Origin of the sequence: Variovorax ureilyticus, from assembly GCF_037889935.1 — a bacterium.
Classification (GTDB): Bacteria; Pseudomonadota; Gammaproteobacteria; order Burkholderiales; family Burkholderiaceae_C; genus Variovorax; species Variovorax ureilyticus.
Genome location: NZ_JBBKZU010000005.1, coordinates 439,672 through 460,727, shown reverse-complemented (window position 1 = coordinate 460,727; position 21,056 = coordinate 439,672). Strand labels below are relative to the sequence as shown.

The 21,056-nt window shown below is 67.4% G+C and carries 19 protein-coding genes and 1 riboswitch; of the genes, 3 read left to right on the top strand and 16 right to left on the bottom strand.

Annotation, left to right across the window (positions count from 1 at the left end):
- Nucleotides 1-123: 123 nt before the first annotated feature.
- Complete coding sequence (gene metH, locus WKW77_RS14560; protein ID WP_422823192.1) at nt 124-2,841, bottom strand: methionine synthase; 2,718 nt, start codon at nt 2,839-2,841, stop codon at nt 124-126.
- 55 nt (nt 2,842-2,896) lie between these two features.
- A riboswitch (S-adenosyl-L-homocysteine riboswitch) is annotated at nt 2,897-3,004 on the bottom strand.
- Between the two features lie 16 nt (nt 3,005-3,020).
- Here metH and WKW77_RS14555 point away from each other — a divergent pair.
- Both WKW77_RS14555 and WKW77_RS14550 read left to right on the top strand, forming a co-directional pair.
- Nucleotides 3,021-3,656, top strand: coding sequence for a DUF2778 domain-containing protein (locus tag WKW77_RS14555; protein ID WP_340357550.1), 636 nt, complete (start codon nt 3,021-3,023; stop codon nt 3,654-3,656).
- Between the two features lie 7 nt (nt 3,657-3,663).
- Nucleotides 3,664-3,936 (top strand): hypothetical protein, encoded by a 273-nt coding sequence (locus WKW77_RS14550; protein WP_340357549.1) that lies wholly within the window; start codon nt 3,664-3,666, stop codon nt 3,934-3,936.
- Nucleotides 3,937-4,012: 76 nt separating this feature from the next.
- On the opposite strand, the gene WKW77_RS14545 is transcribed toward WKW77_RS14550, so the two are convergent.
- Entirely contained in the window at nt 4,013-4,465 is a 453-nt protein-coding gene (locus WKW77_RS14545; protein WP_340357548.1) for a PACE efflux transporter, read from the bottom strand.
- A 97-nt stretch (nt 4,466-4,562) separates the two neighbouring features.
- Here WKW77_RS14545 and WKW77_RS14540 point away from each other — a divergent pair, with 97 nt between their 5' ends.
- Nucleotides 4,563-5,450: a LysR family transcriptional regulator gene (locus tag WKW77_RS14540; RefSeq protein ID WP_340357547.1), complete on the top strand. Its 888-nt coding sequence runs from the start codon at nt 4,563-4,565 to the stop codon at nt 5,448-5,450.
- A gap of 9 nt (nt 5,451-5,459) precedes the next feature.
- Here WKW77_RS14540 and WKW77_RS14535 read toward each other — a convergent pair whose 3' ends face one another.
- From WKW77_RS14535 to WKW77_RS14470, 14 genes are all read right to left on the bottom strand, one after another.
- On the bottom strand, nt 5,460-6,278 hold the full coding sequence (locus tag WKW77_RS14535) for an SH3 domain-containing protein (protein WP_340357546.1): 819 nt from the start codon (nt 6,276-6,278) through the stop codon (nt 5,460-5,462).
- Between the two features lie 171 nt (nt 6,279-6,449).
- Entirely contained in the window at nt 6,450-7,496 is a 1,047-nt protein-coding gene (locus WKW77_RS14530) for a homocysteine S-methyltransferase family protein (protein ID WP_340357545.1), read from the bottom strand.
- A 52-nt stretch (nt 7,497-7,548) separates the two neighbouring features.
- Nucleotides 7,549-8,676: a histidinol-phosphate transaminase gene (locus tag WKW77_RS14525; RefSeq protein WP_340357544.1), complete on the bottom strand. Its 1,128-nt coding sequence runs from the start codon at nt 8,674-8,676 to the stop codon at nt 7,549-7,551.
- Entirely contained in the window at nt 8,673-10,034 is a 1,362-nt protein-coding gene (locus WKW77_RS14520) for an FAD-binding oxidoreductase (RefSeq protein ID WP_340357580.1), read from the bottom strand. Before WKW77_RS14520 ends, WKW77_RS14525 begins: the two co-directional genes overlap by 4 nt.
- Before the next feature lie 23 nt (nt 10,035-10,057).
- Nucleotides 10,058-10,879 (bottom strand): N-formylglutamate deformylase, encoded by an 822-nt coding sequence (hutG, locus tag WKW77_RS14515; RefSeq protein WP_340357543.1) that lies wholly within the window; start codon nt 10,877-10,879, stop codon nt 10,058-10,060.
- 5 nt (nt 10,880-10,884) lie between these two features.
- Nucleotides 10,885-12,279 carry a formimidoylglutamate deiminase gene (locus WKW77_RS14510; protein ID WP_340357542.1) on the bottom strand — a complete coding sequence of 465 codons (1,395 nt, stop codon included), beginning with the start codon at nt 12,277-12,279 and terminating at the stop codon, nt 10,885-10,887.
- A complete protein-coding gene (gene hutI / locus WKW77_RS14505) occupies nt 12,272-13,522 on the bottom strand; it encodes an imidazolonepropionase (protein WP_340357541.1) in 1,251 nt (416 codons plus the stop codon). The genes WKW77_RS14510 and hutI overlap by 8 nt, the downstream gene beginning before the upstream one ends.
- 6 nt (nt 13,523-13,528) lie before the next feature.
- A complete protein-coding gene (locus tag WKW77_RS14500) occupies nt 13,529-14,104 on the bottom strand; it encodes a HutD/Ves family protein (protein ID WP_422823191.1) in 576 nt (191 codons plus the stop codon).
- A 17-nt stretch (nt 14,105-14,121) separates the two neighbouring features.
- Nucleotides 14,122-15,843, bottom strand: a complete 1,722-nt coding sequence (gene hutU, locus WKW77_RS14495; RefSeq protein ID WP_340357540.1) for a urocanate hydratase — start codon at nt 15,841-15,843, stop codon at nt 14,122-14,124.
- Between the two features lie 40 nt (nt 15,844-15,883).
- A complete protein-coding gene (gene hutH, locus WKW77_RS14490; RefSeq protein ID WP_340357539.1) occupies nt 15,884-17,434 on the bottom strand; it encodes a histidine ammonia-lyase in 1,551 nt (516 codons plus the stop codon).
- Between the two features lie 65 nt (nt 17,435-17,499).
- Nucleotides 17,500-18,306 (bottom strand): histidine utilization repressor, encoded by an 807-nt coding sequence (gene hutC, locus WKW77_RS14485; protein ID WP_422823190.1) that lies wholly within the window; start codon nt 18,304-18,306, stop codon nt 17,500-17,502.
- A 22-nt stretch (nt 18,307-18,328) separates the two neighbouring features.
- On the bottom strand, nt 18,329-19,108 hold the full coding sequence (locus tag WKW77_RS14480) for an ABC transporter ATP-binding protein (protein WP_340357538.1): 780 nt from the start codon (nt 19,106-19,108) through the stop codon (nt 18,329-18,331).
- Nucleotides 19,108-19,953, bottom strand: a complete 846-nt coding sequence (locus WKW77_RS14475) for an ABC transporter permease (RefSeq protein WP_340357537.1) — start codon at nt 19,951-19,953, stop codon at nt 19,108-19,110. The genes WKW77_RS14480 and WKW77_RS14475 overlap by 1 nt, the downstream gene beginning before the upstream one ends.
- Before the next feature lie 36 nt (nt 19,954-19,989).
- Complete coding sequence (locus WKW77_RS14470) at nt 19,990-20,955, bottom strand: ABC transporter substrate-binding protein (protein ID WP_340357536.1); 966 nt, start codon at nt 20,953-20,955, stop codon at nt 19,990-19,992.
- Between the last annotated feature and the right edge of the window lie 101 nt (nt 20,956-21,056).

The window sequence follows — 21,056 nt, the reverse complement described above, 5'->3', positions numbered from 1 at the left end:
TACCCCTCGGGCCGGCGCAGCCAGGCCCGTTCGCGAAATACCGCGGAGCCGGCTCCGCCGGGCCGCCGGTATTGCACCCTGGAAGGGGGTGTCCGAGCCACACGAAGTGGGCGAGGCTGGGGGTCATCCGAGGTTCGGCGCCAGCAGCCGTTCCAGGTCCGCTTCGCTTTCTTCGCGGCGAGCGGCCTGGTCCTGCAACTGGTCGTGCCCGATTTTGCCGACGTTGAAGTAGGTCGCGTCGGGATGACTCAGGTAGAAGCCGCTCACGCTCGCAGCCGGCATCATCGCCAGGCTTTCGGTGAGCGTCATGCCGATGTCGGCGCAGTTCAGCAGCTCGAACATCGGCTTCTTCACGCTGTGGTCGGGGCAGGCCGGGTAGCCCGGCGCCGGGCGGATGCCGCGGTACTTCTCGGCGATCATCTCGTCGTTGCCGAGCGACTCGTCGGGTGCGTAGCCCCAGAGGTCGGTCCGCACGCGGTGGTGCATCGCCTCGGCGAAGGCCTCGGCCAGCCGGTCGGCGAGCGCCTTGAGCATGATCGCCGAGTAGTCGTCGAGGTCGTCGACGAAGTACTTCTCCTTCTTGTCGACGCCGATGCCGGCCGTCACCGCGAACATGCCGACGTAGTCCTTGAGCCCGCTTTCGCGCGGCGCGACGAAGTCGGCCAGGCAGCGGCTCGGGCGCATCACGCCGTCGATCATCTGCTTCTCGGTCTGCTGGCGAAGGCCCCACCAGGTGAGCGCGGCTTCGGTGCGCGACTCGTCGGTGTAGAGCACGATGTCGTCATCGTTCTCCGTGTTCGCCGGCCAGAAGCCGACCACGCCGCTCGCGGTGAGCCAGCGGCCTTCGATCAGCCGCTTGAGCATGCGCTGGCCGTCGCCGTACACGCGCACGGCCTCGGTGCCGACGATCTCGTCCTTGAGGATCGCGGGGAACGGGCCTGCAAGATCCCAGGTCTGGAAGAACGGTCCCCAGTCGATGTACTTCGCGAGTTCGGTCAGATCGAAATTGCGGAACACGCGGCGGCCGGTGAACTTCGGCACCGGCGGCACGTAGCCGGACCAGTCGATCGGCGTCTTGTTGGCGCGCGCCTTCGCGAGCGGCCACAGCGGCACCTGTTTCTTGTTGGCATGCAGCTGCCGCACCTTCTCGTAGTCGGCGTTGATCTCGTCGATGTAGCTGGCCGCCTGCTCCGACAGCAGCGACTGCGCCACGCTCACGCTGCGCGAGGCGTCGGGCACATAGACGACCGGGCCTTCGTAGTTGGGCGCGATCTTGACCGCGGTGTGCACGCGGCTGGTGGTCGCGCCGCCGATCAGGAGCGGGATCTTGCGCACGCGGAAGTGGTCGTCCTTCTGCATCTCGCCGGCCACGTACTGCATCTCCTCGAGGCTCGGCGTGATCAGGCCCGAGAGGCCCACGATGTCCGCGCCCTCGACCTTCGCACGCGCGAGGATCTCGTGGCACGGGACCATCACGCCCATGTTCACCACCTCGAAGTTGTTGCACTGAAGCACGACGGTCACGATGTTCTTGCCGATGTCGTGCACGTCGCCCTTCACGGTGGCGATGATGATCTTGCCCTTGGTGCGCACGTCGCGGCCCGCGGCTTCGTCCTGGCGCTTCTCCTCCTCGATGTAGGGGATGAGGTGAGCCACGGCCGACTTCATGACGCGCGCCGACTTCACCACCTGCGGCAGGAACATCTTGCCCTGGCCGAACAGGTCGCCCACGATGTTCATGCCGTCCATCAGCGGCCCCTCGATCACGTGCAGCGGGCGTCCGCCCTTGGCGATCGTCGCCTGGTAGGCCTCCTCGGTGTCCTCGACGATGAAGTCGGTGATGCCATGCACCATCGCGTGCGACAGGCGCTGCGCCACCGGCACCGGGTGCTCCGGCGTGCCGCGCCATTCGAGCTTCTTGCTCTCGTCCTTGGCGCCGCTCTTGGCGCTTTCCGCCACTTCGACGAGGCGCTCGCCCGCATCGGAGCGGCGGTTGAGCACCACGTCCTCCACACGCTCGCGCAGCTCGGGTTCGAGGTCGTCGTAGACCCCGACCATGCCGGCGTTGACGATGCCCATGTCCATGCCCGCCTTGATCGCGTGATAGAGGAACACGGTGTGGATCGCCTCGCGCACCGGGTCGTTGCCGCGGAAGCTGAAGCTCACGTTCGACACGCCGCCCGACACCTTCGCGCCCGGCAGGTTCTCCTTGATCCAGCGCGTGGCCTCGATGAAGTCGACGGCGTAGTTGTTGTGCTCCTCGATGCCGGTGGCGATCGCGAAGATGTTCGGGTCGAAGATGATGTCCTCGGGCGGGAAGTCGACCTCGTCCACCAGGATGCGGTAGGCGCGCTCGCAGATCTCGGTCTTGCGCTCGAAGGTGTCGGCCTGGCCCTTCTCGTCGAAGGCCATCACCACCGCCGCCGCGCCGTAGCGCCGCAGGAGGCGGGCCTGGTGCTTGAAGGACTCCACGCCCTCCTTCATGCTGATCGAATTGACGATGCCCTTGCCTTGGATGCAGCGCAGGCCGGCTTCGATCACCTCCCACTTGGAGCTGTCGATCATGATCGGCACGCGCGCGATGTCCGGCTCGCTCGCGATCAGGTTGAGGAAGCGCACCATCGCAGCCTTGCTGTCGAGCATGGCCTCGTCCATGTTGATGTCGATCACCTGCGCGCCGTTCTCGACCTGCTGGCGCGCGACGGCCAGCGCATCCTCGAACTGGCCGTTGAGGATCATCCGCGCGAAGGCCTTGGAACCGGTGACGTTGGTGCGCTCGCCGATGTTGACGAACAGCGCGCCCTCCCCGATGCGCACCGGCTCCAGGCCGGAGAGCTTCATGGGGGGAACGAGGATGGAAGAGGAAACGGAAGACATGGCTCACCTGCGGAGAAAGGTCAGGCGAGCGTCGTTGCGCATAGCTCACGAAGCGGTGAGTCTCCCAAGCCTGACGCGACGTACCTCGCCTTCTGCGAGGAGGTCAGCGCTGCAACGCTCCTTGGGGCCGTAGATTTTAGTAGATGCCCTCGCTGAGAGCGCTGTCAGCCCCTCCAGCGGCTTCTGAGCACCAGATCAATTTCCCCGCAGCGGAATTTGACAATCAATTGAAATTGAAAATCAATGCAATTGATCCGTCGACGGCGGCGATGCTACGATCGCCAAGAAATGCGCTCAAGGCGGGCAATCACGGATTATTCAAAAAGGGAGCTCTTATGAATCTATCATTTGAATTGAACGGCAAGGAATTTTCAGAACTCAGCGCAGGCTCGATGCGATTCAAAGCATTTTCCGGCCAGGAGGCTTATCGCAACAAGCCGCAATTTCATTGCGCTCCGAGGCTTGGGCCAATTCCGAAAGGACGGTACTTCATTGTGGATCGTCCGACGGGCGGACGATTGGGTCCAGTCCTGGACTACTTGAAGGGCAAGCATGAATGGTTTGCTCTTCTTGCCGACGATCTAAAAATTGACGATGCCACTTTCTGCGATCAGGTGGAACGGGGGCAGTTCCGGCTGCATCCGAAGGGCATCCAAGGGCTGAGCCAGGGGTGCGTAACGCTGGAGAATGCAAGCGATTTTTCTCTTCTCAGGCGGATGTTGCTCGCGTCGCAAACGCTCGAGGTCCCGGAGCGCGGTTCCAGGCCTATGGAATCCTGACCGTCAAATGAAAAGAGCCGCAAAACTCTTGCTGTTTCTTTTAGCGGTTGCGGTTTCGTCCATTTGGCTGACTCGGCTATGGCTCGAACTGCAAGTTCCACTTCCCATCACGGATGGCATGGTGGACTTTGCCCTCGCCTTTTATGGCGCACAGAATCAGGAAGAATCCACAGACGCGCTGGCTTTGCTAGGTTGGGTCACAACAGCACCGCTGACAGCGATTTTTTTCTGGAGTGTTCTAGGCGTCTGGAAGCGCTACCGCGCTTGCCAGCCGAGGTGAGCGACGGGGCGCGGCTATTTGCGCACGATCGGCTCTTTCGCATAGGCAGCAGGGGCGTGATGTTCGCCCCCTTCGCTCAGGCCGACTCGGCAGCGAGTTCCCCGCGCCCGCTTTGAGCCGAAGAAGGCAGGCCGAATATCGCGTCGAACACCCAGTTGAACACGAAGGTGTAGATCAGGAAGAACACGACGAGGCCCAGGTCCATCACCAGCGCCTCCCAGAGGCTGACGTCCAGCCACCACGAGAAGACCGGCACCAGGAAGGCGACGAGCCCGCCCTCGAAGCCGATCGCATGCGCGATCCGGCGCCTGACGCTGCGGCCGCGCACCGCCTGGCGCGATTCCCAGCGCTCGAACAGGGCATTGAAGCTGAGGTTCCACAGCACCGCGATGACCGACGCGATCACCGCGACCACGCCCGAATGGCCCATCCCCTGGCCTGACATCAGCGACAGGCCGGCGCTGGCCGCCACGATGGCGATGCCTTCGTAGAGGCTGATGTAGACCACGCGACGCTTGAGCCCTTGCATGAAATCGATCCTGTGTGATGGCTGTTGGGCTGGACTTTATGTTCTGGAGACTGACATATAAAGTCATCTTCTTTCAGTTTTATTGAAAGATGCCGCAATGAGCTTTTCGAGCGAGAACGTGGAAGTCTTCCTGGCAGTGATCGACCACGGCTCGTTCTCGGCCGCCGCACGCGCGCTCGGCCGGGTGCCCTCGGCGGTCAGCATGGCGATCGCCAACGTCGAGGCGGAGCTGGATCTCCAGCTCTTCGACCGCAGCGGCCGCGAGCCGCAGCCGACCGCCGCCGCGCGTTCGCTGGAGCCGCAGGCACGGCTGCTTGCGGCGCAGCTCAAGCAGTTGCAGGTGCAGGCGCTCGCCCTGACGCAGGGGCTCGAAAGCCGCCTGACGCTCGCCATTGCCCCCGAGCTGCTCGCCGCCCCGTGGAGCGGCGCCCTGGCGGCCCTGGCGCAGCAGTACCCGCTGCTGGAGGTCGAGGTGCTCGCCGCTCCGCAGGCCGACGCGCTGGCGCTGCTGCACAGCGGGCGGGCGCAGCTCGCGCTGGTCTTCGAGCGGCCCAGCCTCGACGGTCGCGAGGGCTTTCAGGAAGTCGCCAACGACACCATGGTCGCGGTCATGGCGCCTGACCATCCGGTGCTGGCTGCCGCCGGCGGCCGGCTGCGCGAGGCGCACCTGACGACCACGCGCCAGATCGTGGTCGCGGGGCGGGACCTCGCGACCAGCGATCCGCGCTTCGTCTTCGCGCGGCACGTCTGGCGCACCGACAACGCGCTCGCGGCGCTGAGCCTGATCACCGCAGGGCTCGGCTGGGGCTGGCTGCCGCGCAACTTCGCGCGGCCGCATGTCGCGGCGGGTGCGCTCGTCGAGATCCCCTTCGAGAACCTCTCGAACGGGATCGACCTGTGGGTCGACGTCGTGTGGTCGCGCGAACGCCCGCTGGGGCTGGGTGCGCAGCGCTTCGTGGAGCTGATCGCGCGCAAGAAGGACTGAGGCCGCGCGTCAGCGGTCGCCGTGGCCGCGCCCCTGGCCGCGGTCGTTGCCGCCGCCGTGATCGCCGCGGCCCCCGCCTCCGCCCTCGCCGTGTCCGCGATGATTGCCCTGGTCACCGCCGCTACGGCCGTATCCGCCCCCTTGTTCGCCCCGCGGCCGGCCCGCGTTCCAGTCCGGACGGCCGGGTCCACCCGGACGGAAGCCGTGATCCGGCGCCGGTGGCCGTATCCCCGCAGGCGGTGACGGCGGGCGGTGCCCCGGATCCACCGGAGGACGGATCCCCACCGGCTGCGGAGGCCGGAAGGCCGCAGCCGGCGGCCTCGCGCCCGCGGGCGGGTGATAGCCGGGCCCCGGCCAGGGATTCGGTCGCCATGCAGGAACAGGCGCCGGCAACGGGCGCCATCCCGTCACCGGCGGCGGTGGCGGCCTGCCGCCCCACCAACGAGGCTGGCCGTACCAGGGGCGATCGCGGTAGTAGTCGCCCCAATAGCTGCCGATCGCGAAGGTGACGATCGGCACGCCGATCACCGCGCCGTAGGTCGCCAGCGGCAGATGCTGCTCTTCATAGGCGTAGTCGAGGCTGCCCGCATAGGCCCAGCCGCGAAGGCCGTCCGACAGCACGATGTCGCACCAGCCGTAGCCGGCGGTGCACCCCATCACTTGGAGCGGCTGGCCCGGGGCGAGTACCGCGACGAGCGGATAGGAGCTCGAAGGGCCGGCCCGAAGGTTGACGCTGCCCCGCGTGAAAGCCTGCTGCGCCGCTGCGGCCAGCGGAAGCGAGAGCGCGATGGCGCAAGTGCCGATCCATCGCCAAGTCTGTTTCTGCATGTATGGGAATCCTTTGCGGGTCAGGTTAGGTGGGCCGCGTCGGCGGTGTCAATCGGACACGGCCGTTGATCGACAACGGCGGGGCGCTTCCCGTCGTGCACCTGCGTCAACGTTTGGAAAGCCTCTTCACCTCGGCTTCACATGCCGGGAGCGGATGCGCAAGCCTTCGCCTCAGGCCGCTTCGCGGTAGAAGCCGGCCGCGTTCAGCTTGCGCCCCGGCACTGGGGAGACCGCCTGCCCGATGGCCGCGATGTGCTCGGGCGTCGTTCCGCAGCAGCCGCCCACGATGTTGACCAGCCCTTCGGCCGCGAACTCGTGCAAGAGGCGCGAGGTCACGTCCGGCGTTTCGTCGAAGCCGGTCTCGCTCATCGGGTTGGGCAAGCCGGCGTTGGGGTAGCAGCTGATGAAGGTATCGCCCGCGACGCGCGCGAGCTCCTGGATGTAGGGCCGCATCAGCGCCGCGCCGAGCGCGCAGTTCAGGCCGATCGCCAGCGGTTGCGCATGGCGCACGCTGTGCCAGAAAGCGGTCACGGTCTGGCCGCTGAGGATGCGGCCGGACGCATCGGTCACGGTGCCGCTGATGATGATCGGCAGGCGCTCGCCGCTGGCTTCGAAGTATTCGTCGATCGCGAACAGGGCCGCCTTGGCGTTGAGCGTGTCGAAGATCGTCTCGACCAGCAGCACGTCCGCGCCGCCTTCCACCAGCGCCTCGACCTGCTCGTAGTAGGACGCGCGCAGTTCCTCGAAGGTGACGTTGCGCGCGCCCGGATCGTTGACGTCCGGGCTGATGCTCGCGGTCTTGGGGGTCGGGCCGAGCGCGCCGGCGACGAAGCGCGGCTTGTCGGGCGTGCTGAACTTGTCGCAGGCCGCGCGCGCGAGCTTCGCGGATTCGAGGTTCATCTCGCGCGCGAGGTCGGCCATCTTGTAGTCCTCCTGCGCGATGCGGGTCGCGCCGAAGGTGTTGGTCTCGATGAGGTCGGCGCCGGCGGCCAGATAGCCTTCGTGGATGTCGCGGATCACGTCGGGCCGGGTGAGCGACAGCAGCTCGTTGTTGCCCTTCACGTCGCGCGGGAAGTCCTTGAAGCGTTCGCCGCGGTACTGCGCTTCGGTGAGCTTGAAGCGCTGGATCATCGTGCCCATCGCACCGTCGAGGATGGCGATGCGCTGGGCGAGGATCTCGGGCAGCTTCTGGGCGCGGGTGTAGGCGATGGGCTTCATGGGCCCGATTGTAGAAAGCGTCCTCCGGCCGGGCGCGTCGGGGGTCTTGTCGCTACGCGCCGAGGATCTCGCGCAGCGCGCCCACGAAGCGTGCGTTGTCCTCTGCAGAGCCAATCGAGACGCGGATGAAGTCCTCGAAGCCCGGCTCCTTCCAAGGCTTGACGATGATGCCGCGCGCAAGCAGCCCCTCGTTGACCGGCCCGTTCGGCCGCGCCAGATCGATGAAGAGGAAGTTCGCCGCAGACGGCGCGATGCGCAAGCCGGGCACCGCCAGGGCACGCAGCGCCCGCTCCATCGACTCGCGCTGCCTGACCGTTTCGGCAACCGCCTGTTCCATGAAAGCGGTATCGCCCCACGCGGCCAGCGCGGCCGCCTGTGCCGCCTCGTTGACATTGAACGGCGTGCGCACACGGTCGAGCCACTGCACGAGCGACGCATCCGAGGCAATGCCGTAGCCGACCCGCAGCGCCGCGAGCCCCCAGGCCTTCGAGAAGGTGCGCAGCACGATCCAGGGACGCGACTGCTCGCGCAGCATCGCCAGCGCGTCGGGGAAGCCGCTGGCAAGCCGGGCGTACTCGTAGTAGGCCTCGTCGATGACCAGCAGCGTGCCGGCCGGCGTGGCTGCGAGCAAGCGCGCGAAGGCCTTCGCATCGAACATGCAACCCACCGGGTTCGACGGATTGGCCAGCATGGCGATCTTCGGGCCGCGCGCCAAAGCCTCGCACCACACATCGAGGTCGAATGCGAGCGACGGCGTGAGCGCCAGCAATTCCACCTGCGCACCCATCATTCGGGGATAGATCTCGTGCAGGCCGAAGGCAGGGCGCTGCGTCAGCACGCGGTCGCCGGGCGATAGAAAGGCCTGGCAGAGCATCTGAAGGATGGATTCGGACCCGTTGCCGATCACGATCTCTTCCGCACGCGCCCCCGTTCGATCCGCGATGGCCGAACGCAGCGCGGTGCAGTTCGCATCCGGATAGGTGCCTGCACGCAGCGCGAGACCCACGAGCGCCTTTGCCACCGCCGGACTCGCGCCATAGGGGTTCTCGTTGCTCGCGAGACGCGAGATGTGCGAGGCGCCATAGCGCTGCCGGACGGCCTCGGACGACAGACCCGCGTTGTACGGCGGAAGCGAGGGCACCTCGGGGCGCACGAGTTCGCGGATGACGGTTGCGTTCATTTGTCGAAGACCTTGCCGGGGTTGAGAAGATGGTGCGGATCGAGCGCCTGCTTGATGGCGCGCATGACGGCCAGTTCCGCCGGCGTGCGGCTCGCGCCGAGGTATGGCTTCTTGTGCAGGCCGATGCCGTGCTCGGCCGAGACGCTGCCGCCGAACGCGGCCACCTGCGCATAGACGATGCGTTCGAGTTCCTCCGCCTCGCCCCCGATCGAAATCCCGTCGGTCGTGACGTGCAGGTTGCTGTCGCCCACGTGGCCGAAGAACAGCGAATGGTGCGCCGGCCAGCGCGCATCGAAGGCGGCGCGGCAGGCCTCGGCAAAACGGCCGATCGCGCGCATCGGCAAGCTCACGTCGAGGTTGATCGGCGGATGCATGTGCACCGGCAGCTCCGCCGTCGCTTCGCGGATCTTCCAGAACGCCTGCGCCTGGGCGTGCGATTGCGCGATGGCCGCATCTGCGGTGATCCCGTCCTCCATCGCGTCGCCCAGAATGCCCTCGAGCGCATCGCGCAATACGGCCTCGTCGTCGCCGACGACATCGACCAGCGCGACGAAGGGATGCGCCGCCTCGAAAGGCTCGCGCAGCTTCTGCCACCGCAGCGAGGTCTCGACGAAGCCGCGCCACATCAGTTCGAAGGCCGCGACCGCGCCGGGAAAGCGCGCCTGGAGCCGCCCGAGCAGCGCCAGCGCCGCATCGAAATCGGGCAGTGCCACCAGCGTGGTCGCCCGCGCTCGCGGCGCGGGATGCAGGCGCAGCACGGCGCGCGTGATCACGCCCAGCGTGCCTTCGGCACCGATGAAGAACTGCTTGAGGTCGTAGCCCGTGTTGTTCTTGATCATGGGCCGCAGCATCGGCAGCACGCTGCCGTCGGCCATCACGACTTCGAGGCCCAGCGTCTGCTCGCGCATCATCCCGAACTGCAGCACGCCGTTGCCGCCGGCATTGGTGGCGAGGTTGCCGCCGATCTGGCAGGACCCGCGCGCGCCGAGGTCGACGCCGAACAGCAGGCCGTGTGCGGCGGCGGCCTGCTGCACCGCCTCCAGCGTGGCGCCGGCCTGCACGGTGATGGTGGCTGCGGCCGCATCCAGCGACTCGATGGCGTTCATGCGGTCGAGCGACAGCGCGATCGCATCGGCGCAGGGCACGGCCGCACCCGCGAGGCCCGTGAGGCCGCCCTGCGGCACCACCGGCACGCGATGCGCACTGCACAGGCGCAGGACGGCCGAGACCTCTTCCGTCGAACGCGGACGCACCAGTGCGAGCGGCCGCACAGGGGCGACGCCGCTCCAGTCGGTCTGGTGGCGGGGCGGGATCGCATCGCCCGTCTGCACGCGATCGGGCCCGATCTCGCGGGCCATGGCGTCGAGCAGCTCCACGCGCCTCAGCCTTTTCTTCGCGATTCGACGAACTGCAGCACCGCTTCGAGCATTCGCCGCACATGCGGCTGGATGCGCGCCGCGACCTCCGGCAGGTAGTCGAACGGCAATGCCTCCTGCATGTAGCTGCATTGCGTCATCTCCAGCTGCACCGCATGCACGCCCTGCGCGGGCTGGCCGTGATGGCGCGTGATGTAGCCGCCGGTGAAGCGGCCGTTGAGCACGCTCGTGAAGCCGGTCGCTTCCTTGGCGATGCCGAGTAGCGTCTGCGCGAGCACGGGATCGCAACTCGCCCCCTGTGCGGTGCCGAGGTTCAGGTCGGGCAGCTTGCCTTCGAAAAAGCGCGGGAGCACCGAGCGGATCGAATGCGCGTCCCACAGCGCCGCGACGCCGTGCTCGGCCTTGATGCGCGCGAGTTCGTCGGCGAGCTGCCTGTGATAGGGCTGCCAGATGGCTTCGCGGCGCGCGGCGATCTCGGCGTCGTCCGGAACGTCGCCCGCGGCATAGAGAGGGGTGTCGTCGAACGTGTCGACAGGACACAGGCCGGTGACGCTCTGCCCCGGGTAGAGGCTCGCGCCATCCGGTGGCCGGTTGAGGTCGACCACGTAGCGCGAGTGGGTCGCGACCAGCACCGACGCACCCAGTTCGTCCGCGAAGTCGTAGAGGCGTTCGAGGTGCCAGTCGGTGTCGGGCACCTGACGCGCCTCGGAGGTCAGGCGCGCCGCGAGCTGCGGCGGCACATGGGTGCCGACATGCGGCATCGAGATCAGCAAGGGCCGCGTGCCGCGACGGAAGCGGAAAGGCGGCTCGGTGGTGGTGAATGGCATGGGGGTCAGTCCTTGGCGAGAAGTTGGCGGCGTGCGGCCACGAAGGCCGATGCGGCTTCGCGATGCGAGGCATGGCGGGCACCGGTCACGCGCGCCTGCCCGGCGACGTACACGGCATCGAGCGCCGAGCTGCGATGGCTCGCGAACACGTGCGACGACAGCATGTCCGGCGCGTCGAGCGCCTGGAGTGCGACATGCGATGCATCCAGCACCACGAAGTCGGCCTGCTGGCCCACCGCGAGTCCGCCGATGGCGCGGCCTGCGGCCTGCGCGCCGCCTTGCACCGCCGAAAGCGTCAGCGCGGTCGCGACCTCGCGATGCGCAGCATCGGCGCCGACATTGCGCTGGCGCAGAGAAAGGCGCTGGCCGTACTCCAGCATCATCAGTTCCTCGGCCGCGTTCACGCAGGCATGGCTGTCGGAGCCCACGCCCCAGCGGCCGCCGGCTTCGCGCCATGCGCTGAAGTCGAAGATCCCGTCGCCGAGATTCGCCTCGGTGGTCAGGCACAGGCCCGCGACCGCACCGCTGGCCGCGGCGCGCCGGTATTCGTCGGCATCCATGTGCGTGGCATGGACCAGGCACCAACGCGCATCGACCGGCGCATGGTCGAGCAGCCATGCGACCGGCCGCTGGCCGCTCCAGGCGAGGCACGCATCGACCTCGGCGGTCTGCTCGGCGATGTGGATGTGGACCGGCGCGCAAGGGTCGATCGCGTCGAGCCCCGCCAGCGCATCGCGCAGCCCTTCGGGCGACACGGCGCGCAGCGAATGCGGCGCAAGGCCAAGGTGCGCGCCTTGCGCTTCGCACGCCGGACGCAGCCGCTCCAGAAGGCGCAGCATCGATTCGGTCGACCGGATGAAGCGCCGCTGGCCTTCGCTCGGCGCGAGTCCGCCGAAGCCGCTGGTCTGGTAGAGGACGGGCAGCAAGGTGAGCCCGATGCCCGCGCGTTTGGCCGCGCGCAGCAGCGCGAGCGAGAGTTCGGCGTCATCGGCATACGGCCGGCCGTCGGCGTCGTGATGCAGGTAGTGGAACTCGCACACCGACGTGTAGCCCGCTTCGAGCATCTCGATGTAGAGCCAGGTCGCGATCGCCTCGACCTGCTCGGGCGAGATCCTCGCAGCGAAGCGGTACATCAGCGTGCGCCAGCTCCAGAAGCTGTCCTGCGCCTCGCCGCGGAATTCGGTGAGGCCGGCGAATGCGCGCTGGAAGGCGTGCGAATGCAGGTTGGGCATGCCGGGCAGCACCGGGCCGGCGGCGCGCGGCGTGTCGCCCTTCGCATCGATGCCGGGTGTGACGGTCGACAGCTTGCCCGTGTCGTCCCATTCGAGCAGAACGTCGCGCGCCCAGCCGGTGGGCAGCAGGGCATCGGCCGCGAAGAGGCGATGTGCGGCGTCAGGCAACGGCGACCTCCTTCTTCACGATACGGCCCTGGCGGACGATGGTGCGCTCGGGCTGCTGGCCGAACCAGTACGCCAGCTCCGCGCCATCGCGCAGTTGCCACAGCACGAAGTTGGCGGGCCGACCGACGCCGATCACGCCATGCGTGTCTTGCAGGCCCAGTGCGCGCGCCGCGTGCCGCGTGATGCCGGCGATCGCCTCGGGCACCGTGAGGCGGAACAACGTGCAGGCCATGTTGGCCATCAGCAATAGGCTCAGCGCAGGCGAGGTGCCCGGGTTGTGGTCGGTGGAAACGGCCATCGGGACGCCTGCAGCGCGCAAGGCCTCGATCGGCGGCAGGTGCGTGTCGCGCAGCGTGTAGTAGGCGCCGGGCAGCAGCACGGCCGTGGTGCCGGCCTCGCGCATCGCGGCGATGCCTTCGGCCGAGAGATGCTCGATGTGGTCGCACGACAAGGCACCGTAGCGCGCCGCGAGTGCCGCGCCGCCCATGTCCGACAGTTGTTCGGCATGCAGCTTGACCGGCAGCCCCAGCGCCTTCGCGGCCTGGAAGACGCGCTCGGTTTCCTCCAGCGAAAAGGCGATGCGTTCGCAGAACACGTCGACCGCATCGACGAGGCCTTCGGACGCCAGCGCGGGCAGCATCTCCTTGCAGACGAGTTCGACGTAGTCGCCTTGCCGGCCGGCGTATTCGGGCGGCAAGGCGTGCGCGCCGAGGAAGGTGGTGCGCACCGTCACGCCGTAGGCTTCACCGAGCCGGCGCGCGACGCGCAACTGCTTGCGCTCGTGTTCGAGGGCGAGGCCGTAGCCGGACTTGATCTCGATCGCACAGACGCCCTCGGCGAGCAGTTGTTCGAGGCGGCGGGCCGCTTGCGCGTAGAGCGTGTCTTCGTCCGCTTCGCGAGTCGCGCGCACGGAGGACACGATGCCACCGCCGGCTTTCGCGACCTCCTCGTAGGTGGCGCCGGAAAGGCGCATCGCGAATTCGTTCGCGCGCTGGCCGCCGTAGACCAGGTGCGTGTGGCAATCGACGAGGCCCGGCGTGACGAGCGCATCGCGGCCATCGAAACGCGGCAACACGGCGAACGATTCGGGTACGGCGTCGCCGCGGCCGACCCAGGCGATCTTTCCGTCGGCGACGGCGATGGCTGCATCGCCCTCGATGGCCTGCTCGCCGGCGAGTGCACCGGGCGCGAAGCGCAGATGGCGCCAGACGCCATCTGCGGTGGGGAGTACGCAATGGTTCATGAGGATTCAGCTCCCTGATGCGGTGAAGCGCACCGCGACCAACGCGGCGCCGGACTCACGCGGTGCGACCTGCCATGCCGACGGCTCGCCGTCCCACCAGACGCCGGAGCCCGCTTCGCAGTCGAGGTCGTTCAGATGCCACGACCCGCGCAGCGCGAGCAGCAGGCCGCGCGCGGCGATTGCGATGTCGGCGCGATCGCGCAGCACATTCACATCGGCACGCAGTCGTTCGCGCCTCGACATCACGTTGAAATCTGCCGACGTGTCGCCCAGCAGTTCGCAATCCAGCGGCACGGCGCCATCGAACGCGAACGGCACATGCGGCACATCGAGCCGATGGTCGATGCGACCGTCCCCCGAATGGAGCTGCACGCCCGGGCCGTCGAGCAGCATGATCACGCGGTCCACGCCATCGAAGGCCGAGAACGGCCCCGGGCGGTCGATGGTCGCGATGCTGACGCGCCAGTCGAAGCGGTCCATGCCTGCGCCCGGCGGCGAGCACACGATCTCGCGCGTGACGCCGCCCCCGTTCTTCCAAGGGGTCGTGGCAAGCGAGGCGATGTCGAAGCGGCGGATGGCCACGCTGTGCTTCGCGCTGCTTACTTGATCATCGGCAGGTTCAGGCCCTGCTTCTTGGCGGTGGCGATCGCGATGTCGTAGCCGGCGTCGGCGTGGCGCATCACGCCGGTGGCCGGGTCGTTGAACAGCACGCGCTCGATCCGCTTGGCCGCCGCGTCGGTGCCGTCGCAGACGATCACCACGCCGGAGTGCTGCGAGTAGCCCATGCCCACGCCGCCACCGTGGTGCAGGCTGACCCAGGTCGCGCCGCCCGCGGTGTTGAGCAGCGCGTTGAGCAGCGGCCAGTCGGAGACCGCATCGGTGCCGTCCTTCATCGCCTCGGTCTCGCGGTTGGGGCTCGCGACCGAGCCGGTATCGAGGTGATCGCGGCCGATGACGATCGGGCCCTTCAACTCGCCGTTCTTCACCATCTCGTTGAACGCGAGGCCCGCCTTGTGGCGCTCGCCGAGGCCCAGCCAGCAGATGCGCGCCGGCAGGCCCTGGAAGGCGATGCGCTCGCGCGCCATGTCGAGCCAGCGGTGCGTGTGCTTGTTCTCGGGGAACAGCTCCTTGATCTTCGCGTCGGTCTTGTAGATGTCCTCCGGATCGCCCGAAAGCGCGACCCAGCGGAACGGGCCCTTGCCTTCGCAGAACAGCGGACGGATGTACGCCGGCACGAAGCCCGGGAAGTCGAAGGCGTTCTTCACGCCTTCGTCGAACGCGACCTGGCGGATGTTGTTGCCGTAGTCGACGGTCGGGACGCCCAAGGCCTGGAAGTCGAGCATGGCCTGCACGTGCACCGCGCACGATTTGGCAGCGGCTTGCGTGAGGCGCGCGTGCTCGGTCGGGTCCTGTTGCGCGGCCTTCCATTGAGCGACGGTCCAGCCGATCGGCAGGTAGCCGTTGATGAGGTCGTGCGCCGAGGTCTGGTCGGTCACGAGGTCGGGTTGGATGCCGCCGGCCTTCGCTCGCTTGACCAGCTCCGGCAGGATCTCGGCCGCGTTGCCCAGCAGCGCGATGGAAACGGCCTCCTTCTTCGCGGTGTGGTGCTTGATGAGTTCGATCGCGTCGTCGATGTCCTTGGCCTGCTTGTCGACGTAGCGGGTGCGCAGGCGGAAGTCGATGCTCGACTGCTGGCATTCGATGTTGAGCGACACCGCGCCCGCGAGCGTCGCGGCCAGCGGCTGCGCGCCACCCATGCCGCCGAGTCCGGCCGTGAGGATCCACTTGCCGGACAGATCATTGTTGTAGTGCTGGCGGCCGGCCTCGACGAAGGTCTCGAAGGTGCCTTGCACGATGCCCTGGCTGCCGATGTAGATCCAGCTCCCGGCCGTCATCTGGCCGTACATGAAGAGACCCTTGCGGTCGAGCTCGTTGAAGTGCTCCCAGTTGGCCCACTTCGGCACGAGGTTCGAGTTGGCGAGCAGCACGCGCGGCGCATCGGCATGCGTCTTGAACACGCCTACCGGCTTGCCCGACTGGATCAGCAAGGTCTCGTCGTCATTGAGTTCCTTGAGCGTCGCGAGGATCTGGTCGAAGCAGGCCCAGTCGCGCGCCGCGCGGCCGATGCCGCCGTAGACCACGAGGCTCTGCGGGTTCTCGGCCACGTCCGGGTCGAGGTTGTTCTGCAGCATGCGGAACGGCGCCTCGGTGAGCCAGCTCTTGCAATTCAACTGGCTGCCGCGCGGCGCGCGGATCACGCGGGTCGGGTCATGGCGGGGATCGGTGGCCTGGGCGGCGAGGAACTTGTCGGGAGCGTTCATGGCGTGGTGTCCTTTCGGGTGACGGAGCTTGTTCGTTGGATCAGGCGTTGGTAGGGAGCATCGAGCGCACGGCTTCTGGCCAGTCGCTGCGGCGCGCCCAGGTGCGCATGGCTTCGATGGAGGGTGCGAGGAAGCGGTCCTGGTCGATGAAGGCGACGCGCTCGCGGATGGCGGCGAATTCGGCTTCGACGAGCGGCGAGCTTTTCGGCCCGCGCTTCAGTTCGATGCCTTGTGCAGCGGCCATGGCTTCGATGCCGACGACCACCGCAGTGTTCTGAACCATGTCCGCGAGGCGGCGGCCCGCGAAGGTCGCCATCGACACATGGTCTTCCTGGTTGGCCGAAGTCGGCAGGCTGTCGACGCTGGCCGGATGCGCGAGCGACTTGTTCTCGGATGCGAGTGCCGCGGCCGTGACCTGCGCGATCATGAAGCCGGAATTGACGCCGCCGTCGCGCACGAGGAAGGGCGGCAGGCCCGAGAGGCCGCTGTCGAGCAGGAGGGCCATGCGGCGCTCGGAGATCGCGCCGATCTCGCTCACCGCGAGCGCGATGATGTCGGCCGCGAAGGCCACCGGCTCGGCGTGGAAGTTGCCGCCGGAGATCACGTCGCCGTTGTCGAAGACCAGCGGGTTGTCCGATGCGGCATTGGCTTCGATGCGCAGCACGCGCGCCGCATGCGCGAGGTTGTCGAGGCACGCGCCCATCACCTGCGGCACGCAGCGGATGGAGTATGGGTCCTGCACGCGGCCGCAGTCGGCGTGCGAAGGAACGATCTCGCTGCCTTCGAGCACGGCGCGCAGCGCAGCCGCGACCGCGATCTGGCCGGGCTGGCCGCGCGCGATGTGGATGCGCGCGTCGAACGGCTTGATCGAGCCCTGGATCGCTTCGAGCGACAACGCGCCGGCCATGATGCCCGCAGCGAACACGTCTTCGGCACCGAACAGGCCCGCCAGCGCGAGCGCAGTCGACACCTGCGTGCCGTTGAGCAGCGCGAGGCCTTCCTTGGGGCCGAGCACGAAGGGGGCGAGGCCGATGCGCTTCATGGCCTCGGCGCCGCCGATCACCTCGCCCTGCGGCGTCGTGACTTCACCCTCGCCGATCAGCACGCAGGCGAGGTGCGCCAGCGGTGCGAGATCGCCCGAAGCGCCGACCGAGCCCTTCGACGGAATGCGCGGCAGCAGGCCCGCGTTGCACAGCGCCAGCAGCGCGTCGACGATCTCTGGCCGCACGCCGGAGTGGCCGCGCGCCAGGCTCACCGCCTTGGTCGCGAGCACGAGGCGCACCACGCCGGCATCGAGCGGATCGCCCGTGCCGCAGGCGTGCGAGAGCACCAGGTTGCGCTGCAGCTCGGCGAGGCGCTCGGTCGGGATGATGGTCTGGGCGAGCTTGCCGAAGCCGGTGTTGATGCCATAGACGACATCCCCCGATTCGACGATGTGGCGTACCTTGGCCTGCGCGGCCAGGAGGCCGGCGCGCGCCGAAGGATCGAGCGACAGCTGAACGCCGCCGGCCTGCACGCGGCGCAGCGTCGCGAGATCGACGTCGCCGGGCGTGAGCACGATCGGCTGGGTGGTGAGGGATGCGATGTCCATGGAGAATTCCTTCCTGTCTATACAAGTAGTGGCGTCAAAAAACGAGGCGCGTGCCGCTCCTGCCCTCAACCGATGCTGGGGTTGCCGTCGGCGCGGAACCGGCTGCCGAGCCGGTAGCGCGATGCAGGGTGCAGGCAGCGCACCATCGTCACGGGAACGGTGCGCGTCCAGGTGCGCCGGGTGAGCAGCAGGCACGGGTCCGACGCCGGCATGTCCAGGCGCTCGGCCTGCTCGGCGGTCGGTAGCACGGCATCGACGACATGCTCGATCTGGTCGAAGGGCACGTTGCGCACCAGGTATTCGCTGGGGGGCACGTTCGAGAAATCCTGCTCGAGGAAGTTGGGCACCACGCGCGGGTTGACGTAGCGATCTTCGAGCTGCACCGGCACGTCGTTTTCCATGTGCAGGCACACGGTGTGGAAGACCGATTCGCCGGGGCGCAGGTCGAGCCATACCGCGATGTCGGGCGACGCGGCGATGCGCTCGGCCACGAGGAACTCGCAGCGGTAGTCATGCCCGCGTGCGCGGATCTCGCTCGCGATGTTGGCGATCTGCAGCAGCGTGGACTGAGGCTTGTCCTCCGCCACGAAGCTGCCCACGCCGGCCACGCGCACGATGCGGCCCTGCTCCACCAGTTCGCGCAATGCGCGGTTCACCGTCATGCGGGCCACGCCGAACTGCGCGACCAGTTCGCTCTCCGAAGGCAGGCGATGGCCGGCCACCCACGAGCCGTCCTGGATCTTGCGCGTGATGAAGGACTTGACCTGCTCGTAGAGCGCCATCGCAGGCATGGCCGAGTTCGCGGCGGCACCCGATGTGCGGGGCTCCGTCGGGCGGGTCTCGGCGGTCTTGCGTAGGCTGGTGGCGGTCATGGTGTCTTCTTTTGGTGGTCGTTCAGTGTTCTGCGGCGGCCATGGACTCGGCGCGGATCTCTTCGGTGAGGCGTGCCTTGATCTCCATGAACTCCGGTGACGTCTTGATCGTGTAGTGGCGCGGATGCGGGAAGTCGACCGGGATCTCGGTCTTGATGCGACCCGGACGTGCGCTGAAGACCGCGACCCGGTTGGCCATGAAGATCGCCTCGTCGATGTCGTGCGTGACGAAGAGCACCGTCTTGCGCGCCGACTCCCAGATGCCGAGCAGCAGTTCCTGCATCAGCACGCGGGTCTGGTTGTCCAGCGCGCCGAAGGGCTCGTCGAGCAGCAGCATCTTGGGGTCGTTGGCCAGCGCGCGTGCGATCGCGGTGCGCTGCTGCATGCCGCCGGAGAGCTGCTTGGGGAAGTGGTTCTCGAAGCCGCGCAAGCCCACCTTGGCGATGAAGAAGTCGCTGCGCTCCTTCTGCTCGGCCTCGCTCATCCCGCGCTCGCGCAGGCCGAAGCGGATGTTCTGCGCGATGGTGAGCCACGGGAAGAGCGTGTAGCTCTGGAACACCACGCCGCGGTCCGCGCCCGGACCTTCGATGGTCTGGCCGTCGAGCAGCACGCGGCCTTCGGTCGGATAGTCGAGGCCCGCGACGATGCGCAGCAGCGTGGACTTGCCGCAGCCCGAAGGGCCGAGGATGGTGACGAAGTCGTTCTCGCGCACCTCGAAGTCGATCGGCAGCAGCGCCTGCGTCTTCTGGCCGCGCGTGCCGGTGAAAACGCGCGAGACACCGCGAATGGAAAGCTGGTTCATCAGATGGTGCTCCATGCGAACAGACGACGGTTGATGGCCTTGAATGCGAAGTCGGAGATGAGGCCGATCACACCGATCACGATGATCCCGAAGATGATCTGCCCGGTGTTCAGGAGCGCCTGGCTGTCGGTGATCATGTGGCCGATGCCCGAGGACGAGCCGATCAGCTCCGCGACGATCACGTAGGTCCATGCCCAGCCCAGCACGAGGCGCAGCGTTTCGGCGATGCCCGGCGCGGCACCCGGAATCAGCACGCGCAGCACGATGCCGCGGCTCTTGGCGCCCAGCGTGTAGGCCGCCTCGACCAAGTCGCGCCGTGCGCTGCCGACGGTGACCGCGACCATCAGCGTGATCTGGAACACCGAGCCGATGAAGATCACGAGCAGCTTCTGCGCCTCGCCGATGCCGGCCCAGAGGATCAGCAGCGGGATGAACGCGGACGCCGGCAGGTAGCGGCAGAACGACACGAAGGGCTCGAAGAAGGCTTCGACGCTCTTCCAGGTGCCCATCGCGATGCCCAGCGGCACCGCGATGATCGCGGCGAGCACGAAGCCGCCGAACACGCGCCACACCGTCATGCCGATGTCGTGCGAGAAGTTGAACTCGGTGAAGAGGCTGATGCCCTCCTTCACCATCGTGACCGGGCTGGCGAGGAAGGTCGGCGACACGAAGCCGCCGAGCGTGAAGAAGCCCCACACGACCACGAAGACCACGAAGAAGCCCAGGCCGAGCATCCAGCGCGCACGCGCGCTGACGGGCTCCAGAGGAGCGAGGGCACGGCGGCGGCGGGGCGCCGCCGCAGCGGCGACGGACCCGGCAGCGATCACCGGCTTGGATGAGTTCATGACAGGCGTCGCGCTCATGATGAATACCGCTCTTGGTTACTTGATGAAGCTGGTGTCGAAGGTGGCGTTGAGGTCCTCGGGCACCTTGCGGATCACGCCTGCCTCCAGCAGGATGCCTTGCGCGTCCTTCATGAAAGGCACGATGTCGTTCGCGAAGAACTTCTGGTTGGCCGCCTTGTCGGACCAGCGCAGGTAGGCCGACGACTTGGCGAACTGCTCGCCCGACTGCTTCACCGCCGTGCCCATGATCTCGTTGGACTTGGCCGGGTCGGCCTTGATCATTTCCACCGCTTCGAAATACGAATCGGCCAGCGCCTTCGCAGCCTTGGGGTTGGCCTTGAGCCACTTCGGGGCGCAGCCGACCGTGTCCATCACCATCGGGTAGTCGAGCGTCGTCGCGAGGATCTTGCCGGCGGTCGGGTTGGCGCGCACGGTCGAGAGATACGGCTCGTAGGTCATGGCCGCGTCGTTCTGGCCCGAGACGAAGGCCTGCGCGGCGGGTTGCGGCTCCAGCGAGACCAGCTTCACGTCCTTCATGGTCATGCCGTTCTTGTTGAGCATCCAGGCCAGGCCGAAGTACGGCGCGGTGCCCGGCGCGCTCACGCCGATCGCCTTGCCCTTGAGATCGGCGAAGGTCTTCACATCGTTGCGCACGGCGAGGCCGTCCGCGCCGTAGGACTTGTCCATCTGGAAGATCTGCACGATCGGCACGCCGTTGGCGTTCCACGCCACGTGCGTCTCGACGGTGGTCGCAGCACACTGGATCGCTTCCGAGGCCAGCGCGAGATGACGGTCCTTCTGCGGGATCATGCGCAGTTCGACGTCGAGGCCGTTCTTCTTGAAGATGCCGGCCTTGTCCGCGAGCGTGAGCGGCGCGAAGCCGGTCCAGCCGGACATGCCGAGGGCGATCTTGGTTTCCTGTGCACTGGCGCTTGTCGCCATGCCGAGGGCGCATGCAGCTGCCGCGACCAGCGAGGCGATTTTTCCGACCGACTTGACCATCAAGGTTCTCCTGTTGCGTTTCAAAGGGTTCGGCTGGCTGGCGCCCGAAGAGGCAATTCCAGCAACGGAGCCGAGTTTCATTCGCTGCGATGCACCTGTAT